This window comes from Pseudomonas sp. H3_E04 (assembly GCF_054668915.1).
In genome coordinates this window covers 1725130-1741072 of sequence record NZ_CP162797.1, presented here as the reverse complement: position 1 = coordinate 1741072, position 15943 = coordinate 1725130, and the positions used below count along the sequence as shown (strand labels likewise).

The window sequence follows — 15943 nt, the reverse complement described above, 5'->3', positions numbered from 1 at the left end:
GAACGATGGACTGAAACTTGACCGAACGACGCCAATTCAGCGGAGGCATGAAGGGGAAAAACCTCCGCTATCTGAATGAGCAAAGCGATGACGCGCGGTTGACGCGTACCGGTTTTCTGCTGCTCGAACACTTTTCGCTGCCGGCCTTTACGCAGACGCTGGACGCCGTGGTGACCACTAATCTGTTGCGCCCGGGGCTGTTTACCTCGCGCACCTTCGGGCTGGGTGAGGGCGAGGTTATCAGTGATCTGGGGTTGGTGATCCGCCCCGATGCGCGCCTGGACTCAGCAGCGCTCGAGCAATTGGATCTGCTGGTGGTCTGCGGCGGTTATCGCACCGAGTTGCGAGCGAGCGATGGGTTTGTGCATTTGCTCAAACTGGCGGCGGAGCAGGGCGTAAGTCTTGCCGGATTGTGGAACGGTTCGTGGTTTCTCGGCCGCGCCGGTTTGCTCGACGGCTATCGCTGCTCGATCCACCCGGAACATCGCCCGGCACTGACCGAAATCGCCAAGAGCACCCACGTCAGCAGCGAACCCTATGTGATCGACCGCGACCGCCTCACCGCGTCGAGCCCGTCGGGGGCTTTCCACATGGCGCTGGACTGGATCAAAAGTTTGCACGGCAAAGCGCTGGTCGAGGGTGTCGAGGACATTCTGGCGTTCGAGGAATCGCGCTACCGGCGCATCAAACCGGATGAAAACATCTGCGTCAGTGCGCCGTTGCGTGAAGTGATCAAGCTGATGGACGCCAACCTCGAAGAACCACTGGAGCTGGAGCAACTGGCGGTCTACGCCGGCCGTTCACGGCGCCAGCTCGAGCGCTTGTTCAAGGAGCAACTGGGCACCACGCCGCAGCGCTATTACCTGGAACTGCGCATTACCGAGGCGCGACGCCTGCTGCAACACACTGAGCTGTCGCAGGTGGAGGTGTTGGTGGCTTGCGGCTTTGTCTCACCGAGCCATTTCAGCAAGTGCTACAGCTCGTACTTCGGTTATCGGCCTTCGAAGGAAAAACGGCTGGTCAAATAGACCAGCCTTTTTAATGACTCTGGTGTTTTTCTTCAGAGGTGGTCGGCATCCACTACTGCCTGGGCGAATGCCTTCGGAGCCTCTTGCGGCAAGTTATGTCCGACCCCGCCCTCGATCAGCCTGAACTGATATTTCCCGGTAAAACGCTTGGCATAATCCTCAGGCTTGGGATGCGGCGCTCCATTGGCGTCGCCTTCCAGGGTAATGGTTGGCACGCTGATCGACGGTGCAGTCGCAAGCTTATCTTCCAGCGCGGCATATTTCGCCTCGCCCTGCACCAGGCCCAGACGCCAGCGGTAGTTGAACACTGTGATTTCCACGTGATCGGGGTTCTGCAATGCCTTGGCGCTGCGGTCGAAGGTGGCGTCATCAAACTTCCACTGCGGCGAAGCCAGTTGCCAGATAAGTTTGGCGAAGTCGTGGGTGTTCTTTTCATAGCCGGCGCGGCCGCGCTCGGTGGCGAAGTAGAACTGGTACCACCACTGCAATTCGGCTTTTGGCGGCAGTGGATTCTGTCCGGCGGCCTGGTTGCCGATCAGATAACCGCTGACCGCCACCAGCGCCTTGACGCGCTCTGGCCACAGCGCTGCGACGATGTCAGCCGAACGCGCGCCCCAGTCGTAGCCACCCAGCACTGCCTGCTTGATTTTCAGCGCATCCATGAAGTCGATCACGTCGCTGGCCAGCGCCGCCGGTTGGCCGTTGCGCAGAGTGTCTTTGGACAGGAACTGCGTGTCGCCATAACCCCGTGCATACGGCATCAATACGCGATAGCCCTTGGCAGCCAGCAGAGGTGCGACTTCGTCGTAGCTGTGAATGTCGTAGGGCCAACCGTGCAACAGGATCACCACGGGACCCTCGGCCGGACCGGTTTCGGCATATGCCACGTCGAGCACGCCAGCCTTGATGTGCTTCAGCGGGCCGAAAGGAGAGGGCGCGGAATAGCTGACGGCGGCCGGTTCAGTGGTTTGCGCCTGAGCGCTGCCAACCGCGCCGAGCAGCGACAGCGCCAGCATCGACAAGCCGAGCGCGTGGGTGATTTTTGAGGTGTACAGAGCCTGTTTCATGCTGACGTCTCCTTTGCGGTCTGTGGCCAAGGGGCTGGATGAACCCTTGAAACCCTGTGTGCATTGAAGCGTAGCGAGGTATCCGTTCTGTGTCCCCGGACGGCAGTTTTGCAAGGGCGTGTATGGCGGCGCGGCGCGTACACAGTGTGATACATGGCGATGAAACGGTGAGTTTTCGCGCGAAAATAATAAGTGGCTGTTTTAAAACAAAAAATATTTCATCTCGGGCTTCCCAAATGAAATGAATGTTGTTAAATTGCGCCCCGTTCTCACAGCGATCCTCACGGAGCCGCTGACCAGAGCTACAGGGGCGTCGCCAAGCGGTAAGGCAGCAGGTTTTGATCCTGCCATGCGTTGGTTCGAATCCAGCCGCCCCTGCCATCTACGAAAAAACGCCAACTTCGCAAGAAGTTGGCGTTTTTTTATGCCTTCGATTTACCGCGCTTGAGCCAATCGGGCTTGCGCGGCGCCGAAGCACCGCGCACGCCGGTCACTCAGTGCGGTGCGCGCGGGATGGTTTTCATCAGGTCTTCAGGGCTGATGTGGCCGACCACGCTGCCCGGCTGCGGCAGGTTGAGGATGTGGCCTTTCATCTTGCCGATGATGTGCATCTCGCACGGCTTGCAATCGAACTTCAGCGTCAGCACCTCATCGCCGTGGATCAACTGCATCGGCGCGACCTTGGTACGCACACCGGTGACGCCTTTGGCCTGTTTCGGGCACAGGTTGAAGGAGAACCGCAGGCAGTGCTTGGTGATCATCACTGGCACTTCGCCCGGCTCTTCGTGAGCTTCGTACGCCGCGTCGATCAGCTTGACGCCGTGACGGTGGTAGAAGTCGCGGGCCTTCTGGTTGTAGACGTTGGCGAGGAAGGTCAGGTGCGAATCCGGGTACACCGGTGGCGGCGTGGTTTCGGCCTTGCGGCTGCCACGCGGATGCGCGGCGACGCGGGCCGCCGTCAGCGCTTCGATCACTTCACGACGCAGGGATTTGAGCTGCGAGTTGGGAATGAAGAACGCTTGCGGCGCATCCAGCTTGATGTCGGTGGCGTGATACTGCGTGGTGCCGAGCTGGCCGAGCAGGTCGCGCAGTTGCTCCAGCGCCTGTTCCGGCTTGTTGGCAGCGCCGAACGGCCCGTTCAGGGTGACGCTGGCGCTGATGCCTTCTTCGCTGGTCGCGGTCACTTCCAGCTGTTCTTCACGCAGACGAGCGAACCAGCTCAGGGCCACGCGACGTTCCGAAGAGGTCTTCTGCAACGCCTGCTGCCAGTTGTGATCAAGGTTGCGATTGAGCGGGTGGCTTGGGCGCAGCTTGAACAGGCCTTCGGGCATTTCGTTCGGCTCGACGCGGTAGCGGTAGCGCTTCTCACCGTCTTCTTCGAACTCGCCTTTGGCCTCGGCGATGTTGGCGCGGAAACCGACCACTTCGCGTTTGACCAGTACGTTCAGGCCGTCACCGTTGGACAGCGGCTCATGGGTGATGACCTGCATGTCACGCTTGCCGACTTTTTCCACGGTACCCACCGGCAGGCCGGTGAAGGTTGGCGAATCGAAGGCGCCGATGTCGATCTTGCGATCGGTGACGAAATAATCGGTGCTGCCACGGTGAAAGGTCTTTTCCGGGTCGGGCAGGAAGAAATGCACGGTGCGGCCGCTGGAAGCGCGGGCCAGGTCCGGGCGGTCTTCAAGCACATCGTCGAGGCGCTGGCGGTAATAGGACGTGATGTTCTTCACATAGCCCATGTCCTTGTAGCGACCTTCGATCTTGAACGAACGCACGCCGGCCTCGACCAGTGCGCGGATGTTGGCGCTCTGGTTGTTGTCTTTCATCGACAGCAGGTGTTTTTCGTAGGCGATCACGCCACCCTTTTCGTCTTTCAGGGTGTAGGGCAAGCGGCACGCCTGCGAGCAGTCGCCCCGGTTGGCACTGCGGCCGGTTTGCGCGTGGGATATGTTGCACTGGCCGGAGAAGGCCACGCACAACGCGCCGTGGATGAAGAACTCGATGGCGGCATCGGTTTCATCGGCGATGGCGCGGATTTCTTTCAGGTTCAGTTCACGGGCCAACACCAACTGCGAGAAACCGGCCTGATCGAGGAACTTTGCCCGCTCCAGCGTGCGGATATCGGTCTGGGTCGAGGCGTGCAGCTCGATCGGCGGAATGTCCAGCTCCATCACGCCCAGGTCCTGGACGATCAGCGCATCGACACCGGCGTCGTACAACTGATGGATCAGCTTGCGCGCCGGCTCCAGTTCGTTGTCGTGCAGGATGGTGTTGATGGTGGTGAAAATACGCGCATGGTAACGGCGGGCGAATTCGACCAGCTCGGCGATTTCGCTGACTTCGTTACAGGCGTTGTGGCGTGCACCGAAACTCGGGCCGCCGATGTACACGGCGTCGGCGCCATGCAAGATGGCCTCGCGGGCGATGGCGACATCGCGGGCAGGGCTGAGCAATTCCAGGTGATGCTTGGGCAAGGACATAGTTTTTTTAGTCAGGCGGTCACGGGCAAGTCGCGCATTCTACCCGTGAAACGCGCGGCGGGCACGTGTGTGCTGCCCGGTGGTGGCTGACGATCGGGTCAGTTCGGCAAGTTATTGAATTGAATATGCCGGCCTCTTCGCGAGCAGGCTCGCTCCCACAGGGTCAGCTCCGGGCCGGAATACATCCATTGTGGGAGCGAGCCTGCTCGCGAAAGTGGTGTGTCATCCGAAAATCATTGAAATGACACTTTGCAATTTCAATCAGCCCTTGGCCGCCATCGCCGTCACTTCCACGCGCATCCCTTCAACCGCCAGCGACGCCACGCCCACCGCCGCCCGCACCGGCCAAGGCTTGGCGAAATAGCGTTTGTACACATCATTGAAAGCCCCGCGATCGGCCATGTCGGTCAGGTAAATGGTCAGGTGCAGCACCCGGTCCATCGAACTGCCGGCACGTTCCAGTGCGACTTTCAGCGCTTGCAGGGTGCACTCGCTTTGCTCAGTGATACCGCCGAGTTCCAGGCTGCCATCGACGCGGGTTGGAATCTGCGTGGAAACCATGATGCCGCCGAAGGTGGCAACGTCGGAAGAAATCGAATCGGTGTCGGGATCCGGCGTGAAGATGATGTCTTGATTGGCCATGGGCATCTCTTGTTTGAGTGAATGAAGATTGCGGCAGTTTACAGATTCCCTTCGGCCATGGCCCGCACGGGTTCAGACTGGCAAAGTCGCTTCTTCTGCGGCAATTGCCGCAAGCACACTGGGTCGCGCGCCGATGCGTTGCATATAGGTGGCCAGCGCTGGCCATTCGCTGATGTCGATGCTGAACGTCGGTAGCCAGTTCAGGACCGTGAACAGGTAGGCATCGGCAACGCCGAAGCCGCCCGTCAGATAGTCCCGATCCGTCAGGGTGCCCTCAAGGTAATCCAGCCGTTTGAACAGTTTTTGCCGAAAAATCGCTTTGACCGGCTCGGGGATTTCTACGCTGAACAATGGCGCGCTGGCGGCATGAATCTCTGAGCTGATGAAGTTCAGGTGTTCCTGCAAACGTGCGCGCTGCCACGTACCTGCGGCAGGTGCCACGTCGTTCCCGGGGGCTTGATCGGCGAGAAACTGCAGGATCGCCGGGCCTTCAGTGAGCACTTCGCCGTTATCCAGTTGCAGCGCGGCCACGTAGCCTTTCGGATTGATCTCGCGGAAGTCACGGCCGTCAGCGGTGCGCTTGGTCTGGTTGTTGACGCGGATCATTTCGAACGGCAAGCGGAGTTCGCGCATGACGATATGCGGGGCGAGCGAACAGGTCATCGGTGCAAAGTACAGTTTCATGGCAAGTCCATTGAAAGTGGAGGCGCCACGATCCTCTGCGGGCAAAACTTCCGCAAAGGTCATTTGCAGTGCTAGCGTATGACAAATTCTCATGCGCTCCTTAGCCTTATGACTACCAGACTTCCTTCCCTCAACGGCCTGCGCGCGTTCGAAGCGGCGGCTCGGCATATGAGCTTTACCACCGCAGCGACCGAGTTGAACGTCACGCAGACAGCAATCAGTCACCAGATCAGGCGCCTCGAAACCGAGTTGGGCGTGGCATTGTTCCTGCGCCTCAAGGATGGCCTGGCGCTTAGCGAAGACGGGCAGGCCTACCTGCCGGGGGTGCGTTCTGCATTTCAAGCGTTGCGCCATTCGACGCAACAATTACTCGAGTCGCGCGGGTCCAGCGTATTGACCATCAGCACGCTGGTCTCGGTTGCGTCGAAATGGCTTTTGCCGCGCCTTCCGGCATTTCAGCAGGCGTTCCCGGACATCGATGTGCGCATCAGCGCCACTACCGATCTGGTGGATTTTCGCCGAGGAGGCATCGACGCGGCGATTCGCTACGGACGGGGCGACTGGAAAGGTTTGCGCGCGGACTTTCTCATGGCCGATGAGGTATTTCCCGTATGCAGTCCGGAAGTGGCGACGATATTGCACACTCCGGAAAATCTGGCTAGTCACACGCTTGTACAAGTTAGCGGCCTCACCGCCAGCGACTGGCAGGCGTGGCTCAGCGCCGCCGGCCAGCCTGCGCAGTTGGCCGACGGCGCGAAGCTGACCTTCGATCTGGCGATGATGGCGGTGCAGGCGGCAATTGACGGGCAGGGCGTGTGCATCGGTCGTTCGACTTACGTAAACGACGATTTGCGTGCGGGCCGATTGGTCGCACCGTTCGACCTGCGCCTGCAGGATGATCTCGGTTTCTATTTGGTTACACCCCATGAAACCGCTGAATCGCCAAAGATCAGCGCTTTCAGAAAGTGGCTTGTGGCGGTGGCCAGCGACACGTTTGTATAAGCATGTATCAACCCCCAGCCGATACACACGGCAACACCAAACTGCGCCTTCGAGACACATCCGCCCTACATGCCGAGCCCAAAGTAGCCCTCACACCAACACTACGCTCAAGAGGGCATCACCATGTACCGTCCACTGTTTCTGGCTTCTGCCGTTGTCTTCGCCTCCCTGACCGGCTTCGCCCATGCGGCGGATGCGCCGGCAACGAGCTGGCAGAAAGGTCTGAGCCGTACCGATCTGGTTCGTCAGGATCTCGGCGCTGACAATCGCGAAGTGATTCAGGCGCGTATCGATTTCGACGCTGGCGTCAGCGCGCCACGGCATGCGCACCCCGGCGTGGAAGTCGCCTATGTCATCAGCGGTACGTTCGAGTATCAGCTTGAGGGACAGGCGCCGGTGACACTCAAGCCCGGCGATTCGTTGTTCATTCCGGCGGGCGTTGCGCATGTGGCCAAAAACGTTGGCAACGAGAAAGGCGTCGAACTGGCCACTTACGTCGTCCCGAAAGGCGAACCGCTGCTGATCCTCAAGCCGTGATGCGTCGGCCAGCTATTTCGAGTGCGGTTTGCTCATTGCACGCTTGATGCGCATCCAGTCCTGAAAGGCCGCCGTTCGCTTGGCGTCGGCCAGAGCCTTGGCCTCGGTGAAACGAGCCCAGGCTTCAGGGTTGTCGGTATCGTCCCCAATGAGTTGATAGGTCGCTTCTTCCATCAAGTCGGCCTCTCGGAACATTGCGGCGTTATTGGCCATCTCGTCATCCCATGAACGGCCGAAACCGAATCTCAAGAGGTGTTCAGTCATCTTGCGTGATCCTCCTCCCAGACCAGCGGCACCGACTCGCGCCAGTGCACGGCGGTAACGCCAAAGCGTTCTGCCATTGGTTTGGAAAAACGTTTCAACGGAGGCCGACCGGGGCGCGGGATGGGCGCGATTCCTGCGTCGCAACTTGCCCACTGCCACGCTTCGGCGTTGTTCATGTTTTTTGTGCGAATGACGAATGACCTGGGCTTTCCGTGAAGCAGGTAATCGATCACGTACAAATCCGCTGCGCTCATACATTTCCTCCAGCTGCTTAAAAAGAGGGATGTCTGGCGAAATGAATAATTCAGAGAAATTGACGCGGGCATGGTGACCGGCTGATTGGGCGCTTTGTAAGCCTGTACGGCAGATCGATTCTGTACAAGTTCGTCTGGAATTTTTGCTGAATTGCCGGTTGTTAAGACAGGAACGCGCCCGCTACGACGCGTTATCAAGTGGGACGAGTCAGGAGTAGATGCACGAGCAGACAAAGTCCGCGTGAACCTCGGTGTTTTCAATCGCCGTGATAAGGCCTGAATGCATGGCTTCTTCAGGATTGATGATGCGCGGCGCTGCTGTCAGATATTTCTCTGTCTCCAGCGCATTTTTTCCGTTGCTCGTACGCTCGGCGACAATCTGGGCGTAGAGATGCAAGTCGTAATCCAGGCTCATGGCGTATTCCGACATGCGCGAGTGATCGACCGAACCTTGCAGGTGCCAATGAAATGGGTGAAACAGAAACTTGCTGTGGGTACAGGCGGTGCGGCGCTGGCCGGCCAGAAAGACAATGTTGCCCATCGATTCGACCGTTCCCAAATTGTGGGTGTGTACCGGAATAGGCAGGGCCAACAGGAAGTTGTACATCGTGAAACCGTAACTGCATTCACCGCCCATTGTGGCGATATTGACGATCAGTCGCGGTGCATCTTCCTTTACGGCGAGCGAGGCTTTATCGATCAATTGGCCGCAGGTCGAGGCATTGATCGGGCCGGTGAAGTTGATGACATGAACAGGCATGGCGTTTCCCTCGGCTGGTCAGGACTCCTGAGCAATAGCTGTAATTTCGCTTGAATGAAAGTGGGCAGGGGAGCGAGGCTCCCCTGCACCCGGCGCATCAACTGTTGCGCCCGCCACCATGGCTGTTTTGACCACCTTTTTTACCTGCTTCATTAACTGACATACTGCCTTGTTGTTTATCTTGTGCCATTTCAAACTTCCTCATTTCTCTGTATAGGCACTGGGCGAATCGAAGATGCACACACTGCGTGCCGTCGTCATTCGCATAGTGTTCATAAAGTTTGCTGATGTCGTTTGTTTTGGTTGGTCTCGCTTGTCTTTAGCTACAAGTTAGAACTTGCGCTAAGAAGAACGCTCATAAGTTGGCGTTGCATCAGGTATTCGGGAGTTTTCAGAGTGCACCGTCAATTCCCGGCGTTCATAACATTCCTGCTGAACGTTCTCCCTGCGCCTCGGACTTATTTGCTGCCGTTCAACACAAGGTGCCACCGGTGGAATAGCCGACTTCGTCACTTGCGAACTGCGCGTTGCTTCGGGATACACTTCTGTTCCCTTGTTTCGTTGCACTTCGCCTCGTGCAGAAGCCGTTACCGTTCTCATGATTGCGCTCCCTCAGCCGATTTCAAAGGGCAGCAAGGCTGCCCTTGTGCCGCTCACTCAGGACTTGCGACCACCACCGTGGCTGTTTTGTCCACCTTTGCGGCCCGCCTCGGATGCCTTCTCACGGTCATTGGCGAAGTTGCCGCCCGATGCCTGGCCGCCTTTCTTGCCAGCTTCAGACGCCTTATCACGATCGTTCGCGAAGTTACCTGGATTTTTATTTACTGTAGTCATGATAGCTCTCCGATATCGATTAACGTTTCGCTAGTTGTGTCCATTGTTGCACTGGACATCTACTCCGATTACCAGCCGACTGAGAATGTTTTGAAAAACGTTACTTGGCCCGATGAGCGGTAAGTTTGTGATGAAACTTATACAGGTGACTGTTTTCTGCGTCGCTTCGTATAAGTTTTGAAGGTAACGGTTGGTTATAAGCGCGGGCGGGATTCAGTTGCCGTTTCGCTTGGCGTTCACAGCCACTTGTCGGCGAGGAGTTGAACTGAAGTGTGTGCAATCTAGAGTTTGTGAAGTGTATGACTACAACTCTGTGGAGGACAGGACCATGGCCAATCATCACAAGGATCAACCGTTCGCCGAGGATGCGCAAAAAATCAGGGAAGCCGGCAGGAAGGGCGGGAATTCAGTCAACGTGAAAGTCGACCGTGCGGAAAAGGCACGCGTCGGCGGACAGCATAGTCACGGCGGTACGCGCACGGGCAAGGGTGACTGAGGTGCCGGGAAACCGATAACGGCCGTCCTCTCTGCGCCAAGGCAGAGAGGACTTCTACGCTGGCGCCTATCTGAACCGGGGTAACGGCCGGTCAATCGGCTTGAGCGTCGAAAGCGTGTCGCGAATCAGCGGCGCATCTTTTTCGATATCGTGCAGTCGATCGCGGATGCGTAATGCCGTCGGGTGTCCGCCTTGATGGTCGACCCAGTCGGCGATCTCTTTACAAGCGGCTGCAAGGCGCGCCTGGCGGGCGTCGAGCAGGGTGAGGAGGGTGGTGATGGACTCTTTTTCGGACATGGAACACCTCCGTTCAATGAAACCGCTGAACCGCAACAAAAAGCCCGCATGTTGCGAGCCTTCTGCTGTTGGGGTGCTGCTCCATCAGCTGGTTTCAGTATAGACCCGCTGTTGCCGGGCATCAGCCGGAGTGCTGGCGGGCCGGTAGTTGAGAACTCGCTGCGTTGAGGCGCTGACATTCGCGTTGAGCATCCGCTTGCTCGTCAAAGCCATCGCCGATGAAGCCAGCGGTGCGTGTGTCGCAGATGCGAAACCATGCCGATGCTTCGGCGGGCTCCTGCTGGCTGTCTCCGGCGCGGCGGCCGTGAATGACGATCTTGTTGCAACGCTTCACGACGAAAATGTCTTCCATGGCGCCACCGCAGTTGATTCGTGTCAGATCAACTATAGAAGCCCTGTGCGATCGTGCAAAAAATACCCAGCTCAACTCGTCGGCGGAATCCTTGTGAGAGCAAGCTTGCTCGCGAAGGCAGTGTGTCAGTCGCAAATAATCCGCCTGACCTGGCGCCTTCGTGAGCAAGCCCACTCCCACAGGGTTTTCCGTTGTACTCAAAATCCCGCCAACTCCCCAAATCTCATGTGGGAGCGGGCTTGCTCGCGAAAGCGGAGTGTCAGCCACAGATAAATTGCCTGACCTGCCACCTTCGTGAGCAAGCCCACTCCCACAGGGGTTTTCCGTTGTACTCAAGTTCCCGCCAACCCACGATGAGCGGCGGGCATCGAGGATCAAGACGCCTCAGTCACTTCGCACATGCGTTCGAGAAACATCGCTAAGGCCACTTCCTCGGCGCGCAGGCCTTTGCGTACGCGCGGGCGGGGCAGTTCGGCGAGGGCGCCGAGCATGAAATGTTCGAGGACGGCGGGGTGGATGTAACACTTTCGGCACACCGCTGGCGTGTTGCCCAGCTGTTTGGCGACGCTCTTCACGGCTTCGACCACATGGCGCTTGGCTTCGGTTTCCGACTCATGCTGCAACTCGCGCAACACCGACAACGCCAACGCGCTGCCCGCCCAAGTGCGGTAGTCCTTGGCGGTAAATGCCGCGCCGGTGAGCTTTTGCAGATAAGCGTTGACGTCGGAAGAGGTGACGGTGTGCCGCTCGCCGTGTTCGTCGAGATACTGAAACAGGTTCTGCCCGGGAATTTCCAGGCAGCGCTTGATGATCCGCGCCAGGCGCCGATCCTTGACCGTGATCTGGTGTTCGATGCCGCTCTTGCCACGAAACTGGAACAGGATCGCGCTGCCATTGACTTCGACATGCCGGCTGCGCAACGTCGTCAAGCCATAGGAGCGATTGTCCCGCGCGTATTGGGTATTGCCGACGCGGATCAGCGTGGCGTCGAGCAAGGTGATCACCGTCGCCATGACCTTGTCACGACTGAAGCCCGGGTCATCGAGCAGCGCCTCAAGCTGGCGCCGCAGCTTGGGCAGGGCCAGGCCGAATTCGCGCAGACGCGAGTATTTGTCGGCGTCGCGCACTTCGCGCCAGCGTGCGTGATAACGGTACTGTTTGCGCCCGCGTGCATCGCGGCCGGTGGCCTGCAAATGACCGCACGGGTCGGCACAGATCCACACATCAGTGTAGGCCGGTGGTACCGCAAGGGCGTTGATGCGTTTGATTTCGTCCGGGTCGGTGATGCGCTGTCCCGACGGTTCGAAATAGACGAACTTGCCGCGCAGTTTCTTCCGGGTGATACCAGGCTGAGTGTCATCGACGTAATGCAGATCGGCGGGCAGAGCATCTGTCAGCACGGTATCGGGCATGGCGGTTTCCTTCGGTCATACGGCAGTCTGTAACTGATTGACCGCAGGCGCTGGCCGTCGTGCCGAATGATTTATGCGAGCACCGCCACCGCCTTGATCTGCGCCCACAGCCGCTGGCCCGGGTGCACGCCTAATTGATCCCGCGAAAAGCGGGTGATCCGCGCCAGCAGCGGTGTACCCCCGGCATCAAGGCGAATCAGCACATGGGCACTGTTGTCAGCGGCCTGTTCGCTGATCACCGTAACGGGCAGACGATTGAGAATGCTGCTGGCTGCATCGTTATTCAGCGCCAGGCTGATGTCGCGCGCGTGCACTTTGCAGCGCAGAGCCTGGCCCACGGCCATCGGCGCATGGGTGACGCGAATGTTCATTGCAGTGGCCGGCAGTTGCAGGCTGAGCAATTGATAGGTGGCGTCGTAGGCGCTGACCTGGCCTTCGATGATCACCCCGGCGTCATCGCCCAGCGCCAAAGGCAGGTCCAGGCGCGCTAGGGTTTCGCCGATCGGGCCGCTGGCGAGGGCTTTGCCATCACGGAGCAACACCAGATGATCGGCCAGACGTGCGACTTCATCCTGCGCATGGCTGACGTACAGCAGCGGAATATCCAGTTCGTCGTGCAGGCGTTGCAGGTACGGAAGGATTTCGCTTTTGCGCCGGCTGTCGAGCGCCGCCAGTGGCTCGTCCATGAGCAGCAGTTTCGGGCTGGTCAGCAGAGCGCGGGCGATGCCGACGCGCTGCCGTTCGCCGCCGGACAGATGCTGTGGATGACGCTCGAGCAAATGGCTGATGCCGAGCAGTTCTGTGGCGTGGTTCATATCGACGCGGCGTTGCGACCTGGCGATGCGTTTGAGACCAAACTCCAGATTGGCCAGCACCGATAGATGCGGGAACAGGCTGGCTTCCTGAAACACATAGCCAAGCGCACGTTTATGCGGCGGGACGAAGATGCCCTTGGCGCTGTCCTGCCAGACCTCATTGTTGATCTGCACAAAACCCTGCTCGGCGCGCTCCAGCCCGGCGATGCAGCGCAGGCACGTCGTCTTGCCCGAGCCGGAATCGCCAAACAGCGCGGTGACGCCGCGGCCCGGCACTTGCAGATCGACATCCAGTTCGAACCCTGGATAAGTGCGTTTCAGGCGTACATCGATCATCGATCAGCTCCAGCCTGCGCGGGTCTTGCGGCTGGAATACAGCGCCAGCAACACCAGAAACGAAAACACCAGCATCGCCGCGGACAGCCAGTGCGCCTGGGCATATTCCAGCGCTTCGACATGGTCGTAAATCTGCACCGAGACCACGCGCGTCTTGTCGGGAATGTTGCCGCCGATCATCAGCACCACGCCGAACTCACCCACGGTGTGGGCGAAGCCGAGAATCGCTGCGGTGATGAAGCCGGGGCGCGCCAGTGGCAGGATCACGCTGAAGAACGTGTCCCAGGGATTGGCGCGCAAGGTCGCCGCGACTTCGAGCGGGCGGGTGCCAATCGCCGAGAAAGCGTTTTGCAGCGGTTGCACCACGAACGGCATGGAGTAGATCACCGAGCCGATGACCAGCCCGGTGAAACTGAACGTCAGCGTGCCTAATCCCACCCATTGAGTGAACTGACCGAGAAAACCGTGCGGCCCCAGCGCCAGCAGCAGATAAAAACCGATCACCGTCGGCGGCAGCACCAGCGGCAGGGCGACGATGGCGCCAATCGGCCCGCGCAACCAGGACGAGGTGCGCGACAGCCATAACGCGATCGGTGTGCCGATCACCAGCAGGATCGCGGTGGTCAGCGACGCCAGTTTCAGGGTCAGCCAGATCGCGGCGAAATCGGCACTGGTCAGCGACATTTACAGTTCATATCCGAAGGATTTGATCACCGCAGCGGCTTTCGGGCCTTTGAGGTAATCGACCAAAGCCTTGGCAGCGGCGCTGTCCTTGCCTTTGTTCAAGATCACCGCGTCCTGTTTGATCGGATCATGCAGAGCAGCCGGGACAATCCATGCCGAGCCGCTGCTGATTTTGCCGTCCTTGTAGATTTGCGAAAGCGCGACAAAACCCAGTTCAGCGTTGCCGGTGGAGACGAACTGGTAAGCCTGAGTGATGTTCTGGCCTTCGACGATTTTCGCTTTGGTAGCGTCTGTCAGCTTGAGCTTTTCCAGCACCTGAGTGGCGGCGAGCCCGTACGGCGCGGCTTTCGGATTGGCGATCGACAGATGTTGGTATTGGTTGGTTTTCAGTATTTCGCCTTGCGAATCCACATAGCCCTCTTTCGCTGACCACAGCGCCAGCGTGCCGATGGCGTAGGTGAAGCGCGACCCTTTGACGATCTCGCCTTCCTGTTCGAGCTTTGCCGGGGTGCTGTCGTCAGCTGCGAGAAAAACTTGGAAGGGGGCGCCGTTTTTGATCTGGGTGTAGAACTGGCCGGTGGCGCCGTAAGCAGCGACCAATTTGTGGCCGGTGTCTTTTTCAAAGTCGGCAGCGATGGCCTGGATGGGCGCGGTGAAATTGGCGGCGACCGCCACTTGTACTTCGTCAGCCTGCGCGGCGCCAATGCTGAAAAATACGAGGAATGAGGCGAGGCAGGCAGGGGCGAGGCGTGTGGCAGCAGGTGTCATGTAAGGCTCCGTGATCGGCGTTAAATACTTTGCTTTGGATAACGCCGATACACGGGCGCAATCGCTGTATACGGAAATATATAGCGAGACGCCGCCCAGTGGCGAGGGAATAAATCCGCTCGCTGCGTAAATTCAATGGCGGTTGAGTTTCGCCAGCGCGCCCTCGGCCAGTTGCCGGGTCAGTTCAGCGCTGCCGATGTCCTTGCCCAGCGTCAACGCCTGACCGGCCCAGAGGTTGGCAAAGTCGGAGTCATCCTTGGCCCGCAGCGGCATCAGCGCACCGCCGGCCAATGGAAAGGCCGGCGCTTGCACCGACATCGGGCCGAGCTCGCGCATCGCCCGATTGACGATGCCCCGCGCCGGACGCCCTGTGAAGATGTTGGTGATAGCGGTCTCGCTTTCCTTCGCGGTGCGCAGGGCCTTGTGATGTGAGGCGCTGACTTTCGCTTCAGGAGTAAACAGGTACGCCGTGCCGACTTGCACCGCCGAGGCGCCGAGCATCAACGCCGCTGCAACACCCCGGGCATCGCTGATTGCCCCGGCTGCAATCACTGGCACCTTCACCGCGTCGACCACCTGTGGCACCAAAGCGAAGGTGCCGACCTGGGTGCTCAGATCATCGCTGAGAAACATCCCGCGATGGCCACCAGCCTCATAACCCATGGCGATGATCGCATCGCAGCCATGCTGCTCCAGCCAGATCGCTTCTTCGACCGTAGTCGCAGACGAAAGAATTTTCGCCCCGGTGGCCTTGACCCGATCAAGCAGGGTTTTTTCCGGCAGCCCGAAATGAAAACTCACCACCTCGGGGCGGAATTCTTCGAGCACGGCACAGGCGGCTTCGTCGAACGGAGCGCGGTTGGACACTGGCGTCGGCGCGTCGAAATCGGCACCCAGTTCGCGGTAATAAGGTTCGAGCAGATTTTTCCAGTCACGGGCTCGCTGTTCATCAGGCGCCGGTGGCTGATGGCAGAAGAAATTGACGTTGAACGGCTTGGTGGTGTGCTGGCGAATCGTCCTCAACTCCTCGCGCAGTTGCTCGATGCTCAGCATCGCCGCCGGCATTGAACCGAGGCCGCCAGCGTTGCTCACCGCGATCACCATCGAAGAATTGGTCGCACCAGCCATCGGGCCCTGGATGATCGGCAGTTCGATTCCGAGAAGATCAAGGATGCGGGTGTCTGGCCACTGGCTCATATAGCAATTCTCCAAACGATGAAACGGGCAG

At 59.0% G+C, this 15943-nt stretch carries 19 protein-coding genes and 1 tRNA gene; 5 read left to right on the top strand and 15 right to left on the bottom strand.

The window, feature by feature from the left end:
* Positions 1-17: 17 nt before the first annotated feature.
* The gene (locus AB4N53_RS07785) at positions 18-1028 is read left to right on the top strand and encodes a GlxA family transcriptional regulator (RefSeq protein ID WP_460119559.1); all 1011 of its coding nucleotides are present in this window, start codon (positions 18-20) and stop codon (positions 1026-1028) included.
* A gap of 32 nt (positions 1029-1060) precedes the next feature.
* Here the strand turns inward: AB4N53_RS07785 and AB4N53_RS07780 are convergent, their stop codons facing one another.
* Positions 1061-2095, bottom strand: coding sequence for an alpha/beta fold hydrolase (locus AB4N53_RS07780; protein WP_460119557.1), 1035 nt, complete (start codon positions 2093-2095; stop codon positions 1061-1063).
* Positions 2096-2401: 306 nt separating this feature from the next.
* Here AB4N53_RS07780 and AB4N53_RS07775 point away from each other — a divergent pair.
* Positions 2402-2476 (top strand) — tRNA-Gln (locus AB4N53_RS07775).
* Between the two features lie 113 nt (positions 2477-2589).
* Here AB4N53_RS07775 and AB4N53_RS07770 read toward each other — a convergent pair.
* From AB4N53_RS07770 to gstA, 3 genes are all read right to left on the bottom strand, one after another.
* Complete coding sequence (locus tag AB4N53_RS07770) at positions 2590-4578, bottom strand: peptidase U32 family protein (RefSeq protein WP_460119555.1); 1989 nt, start codon at positions 4576-4578, stop codon at positions 2590-2592.
* Positions 4579-4839: 261 nt separating this feature from the next.
* Complete coding sequence (locus AB4N53_RS07765) at positions 4840-5220, bottom strand: RidA family protein (protein WP_460119553.1); 381 nt, start codon at positions 5218-5220, stop codon at positions 4840-4842.
* 72 nt (positions 5221-5292) lie between these two features.
* Entirely contained in the window at positions 5293-5904 is a 612-nt protein-coding gene (gene gstA / locus AB4N53_RS07760) for a glutathione transferase GstA (protein ID WP_460119551.1), read from the bottom strand.
* A gap of 108 nt (positions 5905-6012) precedes the next feature.
* Between gstA and AB4N53_RS07755 the strand changes: the two genes are divergently transcribed.
* On the top strand, positions 6013-6906 hold the full coding sequence (locus tag AB4N53_RS07755) for a transcriptional regulator GcvA (RefSeq protein ID WP_460119549.1): 894 nt from the start codon (positions 6013-6015) through the stop codon (positions 6904-6906).
* A 123-nt stretch (positions 6907-7029) separates the two neighbouring features.
* Entirely contained in the window at positions 7030-7443 is a 414-nt protein-coding gene (locus AB4N53_RS07750) for a cupin domain-containing protein (RefSeq protein ID WP_460119547.1), read from the top strand.
* A gap of 12 nt (positions 7444-7455) precedes the next feature.
* Here AB4N53_RS07750 and AB4N53_RS07745 read toward each other — a convergent pair whose 3' ends face one another.
* The 4 genes from AB4N53_RS07745 to AB4N53_RS07730 all read right to left on the bottom strand — a co-directional run bounded on the left by AB4N53_RS07745 (position 7456) and on the right by AB4N53_RS07730 (position 9555).
* Positions 7456-7707 carry a hypothetical protein gene (locus AB4N53_RS07745; RefSeq protein ID WP_460119545.1) on the bottom strand — a complete coding sequence of 84 codons (252 nt, stop codon included), beginning with the start codon at positions 7705-7707 and terminating at the stop codon, positions 7456-7458.
* Complete coding sequence (locus tag AB4N53_RS07740; RefSeq protein WP_460119543.1) at positions 7704-7961, bottom strand: DUF6555 family protein; 258 nt, start codon at positions 7959-7961, stop codon at positions 7704-7706. Before AB4N53_RS07740 ends, AB4N53_RS07745 begins: the two co-directional genes overlap by 4 nt.
* A 208-nt stretch (positions 7962-8169) precedes the next feature.
* Positions 8170-8721: an ATP-dependent Clp protease proteolytic subunit gene (locus AB4N53_RS07735; RefSeq protein WP_016774940.1), complete on the bottom strand. Its 552-nt coding sequence runs from the start codon at positions 8719-8721 to the stop codon at positions 8170-8172.
* A 657-nt stretch (positions 8722-9378) separates the two neighbouring features.
* A complete protein-coding gene (locus AB4N53_RS07730) occupies positions 9379-9555 on the bottom strand; it encodes a con-10 family general stress protein (RefSeq protein WP_460119541.1) in 177 nt (58 codons plus the stop codon).
* 328 nt (positions 9556-9883) lie between these two features.
* On the opposite strand from AB4N53_RS07730, the gene AB4N53_RS07725 reads away from it, so the two are divergent.
* Complete coding sequence (locus AB4N53_RS07725) at positions 9884-10051, top strand: con-10 family general stress protein (protein WP_460119539.1); 168 nt, start codon at positions 9884-9886, stop codon at positions 10049-10051.
* 66 nt (positions 10052-10117) lie between these two features.
* On the opposite strand, the gene AB4N53_RS07720 is transcribed toward AB4N53_RS07725, so the two are convergent.
* From AB4N53_RS07720 to AB4N53_RS07690, 7 genes are all read right to left on the bottom strand, one after another.
* Positions 10118-10348, bottom strand: a complete 231-nt coding sequence (locus tag AB4N53_RS07720) for a hypothetical protein (protein ID WP_016774936.1) — start codon at positions 10346-10348, stop codon at positions 10118-10120.
* A gap of 121 nt (positions 10349-10469) precedes the next feature.
* Complete coding sequence (locus AB4N53_RS07715; protein WP_039764049.1) at positions 10470-10700, bottom strand: hypothetical protein; 231 nt, start codon at positions 10698-10700, stop codon at positions 10470-10472.
* Between the two features lie 374 nt (positions 10701-11074).
* On the bottom strand, positions 11075-12112 hold the full coding sequence (locus AB4N53_RS07710) for a DNA topoisomerase IB (RefSeq protein ID WP_460119536.1): 1038 nt from the start codon (positions 12110-12112) through the stop codon (positions 11075-11077).
* 71 nt (positions 12113-12183) lie between these two features.
* Positions 12184-13263, bottom strand: coding sequence for a molybdenum ABC transporter ATP-binding protein (gene modC, locus AB4N53_RS07705; protein WP_460119534.1), 1080 nt, complete (start codon positions 13261-13263; stop codon positions 12184-12186).
* 3 nt (positions 13264-13266) lie between these two features.
* A complete protein-coding gene (gene modB, locus AB4N53_RS07700) occupies positions 13267-13947 on the bottom strand; it encodes a molybdate ABC transporter permease subunit (RefSeq protein WP_460119532.1) in 681 nt (226 codons plus the stop codon).
* Positions 13948-14715 carry a molybdate ABC transporter substrate-binding protein gene (gene modA / locus AB4N53_RS07695; RefSeq protein WP_460119530.1) on the bottom strand — a complete coding sequence of 256 codons (768 nt, stop codon included), beginning with the start codon at positions 14713-14715 and terminating at the stop codon, positions 13948-13950.
* 132 nt (positions 14716-14847) lie between these two features.
* Entirely contained in the window at positions 14848-15912 is a 1065-nt protein-coding gene (locus AB4N53_RS07690) for an NAD(P)H-dependent flavin oxidoreductase (RefSeq protein ID WP_460119528.1), read from the bottom strand.
* Positions 15913-15943 lie beyond the last annotated feature (31 nt).